Origin of the sequence: Kitasatospora sp. NPDC059817 (genome assembly GCF_042731835.1) — a bacterium.
Classification (GTDB): Bacteria; Actinomycetota; Actinomycetes; order Streptomycetales; family Streptomycetaceae; genus Kitasatospora.
In genome coordinates this window covers 1-5,640 of sequence record NZ_JBHWIR010000159.1, presented here as the reverse complement: position 1 = coordinate 5,640, position 5,640 = coordinate 1, and the positions used below count along the sequence as shown (strand labels likewise).

At 69.2% G+C, this 5,640-nt stretch carries 5 protein-coding genes and 1 tRNA gene; 3 read left to right on the top strand and 3 right to left on the bottom strand.

Annotated elements, in window-relative coordinates; all coding sequences use genetic code 11:
• Positions 1–41 precede the first annotated feature (41 nt).
• Both ACFV61_RS27250 and ACFV61_RS27245 read right to left on the bottom strand, forming a co-directional pair.
• Positions 42–126, bottom strand: a tRNA-Leu gene (locus ACFV61_RS27250).
• A 65-nt stretch (positions 127–191) separates the two neighbouring features.
• A complete protein-coding gene (locus tag ACFV61_RS27245; RefSeq protein WP_063349224.1) occupies positions 192–1,019 on the bottom strand; it encodes an HNH endonuclease in 828 nt (275 codons plus the stop codon).
• A gap of 265 nt (positions 1,020–1,284) precedes the next feature.
• Between ACFV61_RS27245 and ACFV61_RS27240 the strand changes: the two genes are divergently transcribed.
• The gene (locus ACFV61_RS27240; protein ID WP_380335140.1) at positions 1,285–3,774 is read left to right on the top strand and encodes a chitinase C-terminal domain-containing protein; all 2,490 of its coding nucleotides are present in this window, start codon (positions 1,285–1,287) and stop codon (positions 3,772–3,774) included.
• Between the two features lie 125 nt (positions 3,775–3,899).
• On the opposite strand, the gene bcp is transcribed toward ACFV61_RS27240, so the two are convergent.
• Positions 3,900–4,376 carry a thioredoxin-dependent thiol peroxidase gene (bcp, locus tag ACFV61_RS27235; protein WP_063349225.1) on the bottom strand — a complete coding sequence of 159 codons (477 nt, stop codon included), beginning with the start codon at positions 4,374–4,376 and terminating at the stop codon, positions 3,900–3,902.
• Between the two features lie 146 nt (positions 4,377–4,522).
• Here bcp and ACFV61_RS27230 point away from each other — a divergent pair, with 146 nt between their 5' ends.
• Positions 4,523–4,864, top strand: a complete 342-nt coding sequence (locus ACFV61_RS27230; RefSeq protein ID WP_063349226.1) for a DUF3618 domain-containing protein — start codon at positions 4,523–4,525, stop codon at positions 4,862–4,864.
• Positions 4,865–5,146: 282 nt separating this feature from the next.
• Positions 5,147–5,449 (top strand): co-chaperone GroES, encoded by a 303-nt coding sequence (locus ACFV61_RS27225; RefSeq protein ID WP_079136310.1) that lies wholly within the window; start codon positions 5,147–5,149, stop codon positions 5,447–5,449.
• The last annotated feature ends 191 nt before the right edge of the window (positions 5,450–5,640 follow it).

Sequence of the window (5,640 nt, the reverse complement as noted above, 5' to 3'; positions counted from 1 at the left end):
ACTAACATTGCCGGCCGGGCCCTTCGATTTGAAGGTCATCCTGGTGCGGCCGAAGGGATTCGAACCCTCAAGCCCTCACGGGCCAACGGACCTAAACCGTCTGCGTCGCCTCTGCGCCACGGCCGCCTGTCCTGCTGACCATCATGTTACTGGGCCCGCGAATTGGCCGACACCTTCCTTCGACCAAGCCGCTAGGCAGCGTGCTTCCTCGACTTCTGTTTGCAGTAGGTCGGAGTGATGGCGTGGCAGTTCGGGCAGAGCAGCCGCAGGTTGTCCGGCCGGTTGTCCGACCAGTCCCCATTGATGTGGTCCACCTCCAGCGTCATCGGGTGCCCGCGCCACTCGGGGCCGGTGCTGCAGCCCTCGCACTCTTGCGGCCTGCCGAGTTCGTTCAGCGCGCTACGGATTCGCGAGCCGGGGAGCCGCTTGGCCCCCCAGGGGCGCTGAGCGAGGAGTTGTTCGGCGGGGATTCTGGTGGGGGCATGCTTGCCGCGGCCGTGGGCCTGCCCGGTGAAGTGTGAGGTGTCGATGCCGAGTGCCTTGATGCGGCGCCCGATGTGGGCCTGGGTGCCACCGGCCTGACGCTGGTCGAGGTAGCGCACGACTCCGGCCACGCTGTGCGAGGCCACGACGGCCTCCTGGAGGAGTTCCCGGGTGTAGACGGTTCCAGGCGACGGGAAGTGGGACGTGTCGATGCCGTACGCCTTGGCCTTCCGCCGCAGGTAGGAGCGGTTGTACTGGTTGGGTTCGCGGTCGAGTGCGATCAGCATCTCGTCGAGCGTGGTTGCGGCAGCAGCGACCTCGGCCAGCACCTCCTTCGAGTACTGGCGCTGCCTGTAGGCGCGGCACCCCTCCTGGGCGAAGTGTGAGGTGTCGATGCCGTAGTGCCGGAGTCGCCGGCTCAGGTAGCTGTGCGTGCCGCCCGCCATCGGCACGCCGAGCTTTCGCATCATGTCGTTGACGTTGCTGGACTCGGCCGCGAGCGACGCGAGCAGTTCGCGGGTGTACTTGACCGGCATGGTTGTTCCCCTTCGGGCAGTGGTTCGCCCGTCCCCCGGTGTGCGAACGATCGTTGGGGGATTTGGTTACGGGTGACGGGGTTTCGGCCAGGGGGTGACTTGTTGTCGTCGGTGGGGTGACTGGCGGGGTTGGGGGTTTGATTACCAATTGGTACAGACCTATTGACCTATGTGGTTCAGACCACATAGCTTCGGCGCCAATTGCAATCCCCCACGTGCGTGCTCCCCCACAGGCACGCGCCGACACTCTCTCCCGGAGGACCGAGTGTTGATCCGAAACACGGCGGAGCGGCGTCCCACCGCCGCACTCCGCCGCAAGAGCCCGGCTGCCCGGGCGGGCGCGATCTCGCTGGCGGCGGCCGGTCTGGCCGGTCTGCTGCTGTCGACGCTGGGCGCGGTGCCCTCGCAGGCGTCCGCGACCGTCGACAACGGGGCCTGTCGCCCCGACGGCCTGTACCAGACGCCCGGCGTGGACGTCCCGTACTGCTCGGTCTACGACACCGGCGGCCGCGAGAAGATGGGCGCGGACCACCAGCGCCGCATCATCGGCTACTTCACCGGCTGGCGCACCGGCAAGAACGGCGACCAGCCCTACCTGGTGAACGACATCCCCTGGGACAAGGTCACCCACCTCAACTACGCGTTCGGCCACGTCGGCGGTGACAACAAGCTCTCCGTCGGCACCGACGGCCCGACCAACGAGGCCACCGGGATCTCCTTCCCGGGCGTGCCCGGCGCCGAGTTGGACCCGACGCTGCCCTACAAGGGCCACTTCAATCTGCTGACGAAGTTCAAGAAGCAGTACCCGAACGTCAAGACCCTGATCTCGGTGGGCGGTTGGACCGAGACCGGCGGCTACTTCGGGGACGACGGCAAGCGCGTCAACTCCGGCGGCTTCTACTCGATGACCGTCAACCCGGACGGCAGCGTCAACCAGGCCGGCATCGACACCTTCGCCGCCTCGTCCGTCGACTTCATCCGCAAGTACGGTTTCAACGGCGTCGACGTCGACTACGAGTACCCGACCTCGATGAAGGACGCCGGAAACCCGCTGGACTGGCAGCTCGCCAACTCCAAGCGCGGCTCGCTGGCGAAGGGTTACGCGGCGCTGATGAAGACGCTGCGCGAGAACCTGGACCGGGCCGGCGCCGCCGACGGCAGGCACTACCTGCTGTCGGTCGCGGCCCCGTCGTCCGGCTACCTGCTGCGTGGCATGGAGACCTTCCAGGTGGCGCAGTACCTGGACTACGTCAACATCATGTCGTACGACCTGCACGGCGCCTGGAACAAGTACGTCGGCCCGAACGCCTCGCTGTTCGACGACGGCAAGGACGGCGAGCTGGCGGCGGCCAACGTGTACGGCACCGGCCAGTACGGCGGCATCGGCTACCTGAACGCCGACTGGTCGTACCACTACTTCCGCGGTGCGATGCCGGGCGGCCGGATCAACGTCGGCCTGCCGTACTACACCCGGGGTTTCAAGAACGTCACGGGCGGCACCAACGGCCTGTGGGGCACCGCGGCGGCGACGACCTGCCCGGTCGGCTCCGGCCTGACCTCCTGCGGTGACGGCGCGGTCGGCATCGACAACATCTGGAACGACAAGGACGACGCGGGCAAGGAGTCCCCGGCCGGGTCGAACCCGATGTGGCACGCGAAGAACCTGGAGAAGGGCATCCTGCCCGACTACCTGGCCAAGTACGGCGTGAAGGACACCGCGCTGCAGGGCACCTACGCCCGCAACTACAGCAGCAGCCTGGTGGCGCCGTGGCTGTGGAACGACGCCAAGAAGGTGTTCCTCTCCACCGAGGACGAGCAGTCGGTGGGTGCCAAGGCGGACTACATCGTCAACCAGGGCGCCGGCGGCGCGATGATCTGGGAGCTCGCGGGCGACTACAAGTGGGACGCGGGCGCCAACGGCGGCAAGGGCGAGTACGTGCCGGGTTCGACGCTGACCTCGCTGATGTACGACAAGTTCAAGGCGGCCACGCCGTACGGCGCGACCCGTTCGACGGTCCCGCTGCCGCAGCAGACCCTGCCGATCGACGTGTCGTTCACCAACTTCGCGCTGGGTGACTCGAACTACCCGATCAACCCGAAGATCCACATCGTCAACAACTCGACGACGACCCTGCCGGGCGGCACCGAGTTCCAGTTCGACTACAGCAACTCGGCTCCGGGCAACGCCAAGGACCAGTCCGGCTTCGGCCTCCAGGTCATCCGGCAGGACAACCCCGGTCCGGGCAACGTGGGCGGCCTGAAGGGCACCTACAACCGGGTGTCGGTCAAGCTGCCGGGCTGGCAGTCGCTGGCGCCGGGCGCCTCGGTGGACCTGGACTTCGTCTACTACCTGCCGGTCTCGACCCCGTCGAACTGGACGGTCAACGTGAACGGCACGCTGTACGGGCTCAAGGGCGACCTGACCCGGGGCACGGTGGACGGTGGCACGCCGACCCCGACGCCTACCCCGACCCCGACGCCTACCGCGACCGCGACCGCGACCGCTTCGCCGACGGCGACCGCCTCCCCGACGGCGACGGCCTCGCCGACCGCGACGGCCACGGCCACCGCGACCGCCACCCCGACGACGGGGGCCTGCACGGCCGCCCCGAGCTGGGACGCGGGCACCACCTACGCGGCCACCACCAAGGTGTCGTGGAAGGGCCACTACTACCAGAACAAGTGGTGGACCAAGGGCGACGACCCCGCGGCCAGCGGCTCGTGGGGCGTCTGGAGCGACCTCGGGGCCTGCTGACGGCGCCCTGAGGTGAGAGACGGCGGTGGCGGTGCACCCGGTCGGGGGGTGTGCCGCCACCGCTTCGTTCAGCGAGGTGCCAGGCGAGCGGGGTGCCGGGCGCCGGAGCACCAGGCCTTCGAGCGTCAGGCCGTCTCGACCTTGAGGTCGCGCAGCAGCTTGGCGACGTGCCCGGTGGCCTTCACGTTGTACAGCGCGCGCTCGACCTTGCCCTGCTCGTCCACGATCACGGTGGAGCGGATCACGCCGACGTAGGTGCGGCCGTAGTTCTGCTTCTCGCCGTAGGCGCCGTAGGCCTCCAGCACCTGGTGGTCCGGGTCGGACACCAGGGTGACCTTGAGGTTCTCGGCCTCGCGGAACTTGCCGAGCTTCTCCGGCTTGTCCGGGGAGACGCCGATGACGTCGTAGCCGGCGCCGGCGAGGACCTCCAGGTTGTCGGTGAAGTCGCAGGCCTGCTTGGTGCAGCCGGGGGTGAGCGCGGCCGGGTAGAAGTAGACGATGACCTTGCGGCCCAGGTGGTCGGCGAGGGACACCTGGTTGCCGTCGGCGTCGGACAGGCTGAAGGCGGGCGCGGTGTCGCCGGGCTGGAGACGCTCACTCACGGGTAAATCTCCTGTTGCTGGGGCGGGCGGTCATAGCACGGCAAACTTACCTCCGATGGTGGGTGGGGTCGCGCGGCCGTGCTCGGCAACTGACAGACTGGGTCAGTCGCACAGGACAACATCAGCAAGTGAATGGGGTGGCCCGAGTGGGCGAGGCGAGCACGAAGGACAAGTCGGCGCGGACGACCGCCCAGATCGAGGCGGACATCTCCCGGACCCGCACCCAGCTGGCGGCCACCCTGGACGAGCTGGCCGTGCGCGTCCACCCGAGCACGATCAGCGCCCAGGTGAAGGCGAAGGCCGTGGCCGCCGTCGAGGAGAAGGCCGGCCGGGCGTACGTCGCCGCCAACGGCGTGGTGGAGAAGGTGCGGGCGCAGTTCGTGGACGAGAAGGGGCAGCCGCGTACGGAGCGGATCGTTCCGGCCGCGCTGGTCGGCGTGGGCGTGCTGCTGCTGGTGGCTTCCGCCCGGAAGCGCCGCAAGGGCTGAACGGGCGCGGGGTGAGGGCCGGGCGCGGGAGGCGTCCGGCCTTCGGTGTGCCCGGGCCGGAAGGTGTGTCCGGGCCCAGGGTGTGCCCTGACCTGGGGGTGTGCCCGGCCCCGCGGGTGCCGCGGCTTCCCGCATGCCGGGCCAGCGTCACGCCGCGCGCCCGGGGGCGGTACCTTCGGGATCGTGAGTACGAACGACGAACCGACCCCGCAGGCCTCCTCCGCCGCACCCGAGTACGAGGCGGCGCGGCACGACCGGCTGGGCGAGAAGCTGCCGATCCGGATGCTGCACGACCGCGTGCTGGTGCGGATCGAGGGCAGTGAGGGTGAGCGCCGCTCGACCGGCGGCATCCTGATCCCCGCGACCGCGGAGCTGTCCAAGCGCTGCACCTGGGCGGAGGCCGTCGCGGTGGGCCAGAGCGTCCGCTCGGTGGAGCCGGGCGACCGCGTCCTGTACGACCCGGAGGACAAGCTGGAGGTCGAGGTCCGCGGCGCCACCTACGTGCTGCTGCGCGAGCGTGACCTGCACGCGGTGGCGGCGACCCGCTTCGGTGACACGGAGGGCTCGACCGGGCTCTACCTCTGAACCTCTGAGCACGGGCGTGGCGTGAGCCGGTCGGGGCGGTGCCCCGGCCGGCTCCTTGCGTCCGGGCCTGCCGGTGGCGGGCGTTAGGCCGGGGCCTGATGCTCCTATGGGTTGTCAAGCGGTGGTGAGCCATTCGCGGTAGGCGTTGGCGAGGTCGTCGTTTCGGCGGGTGCCGCGTTCGAGGGTGGAGA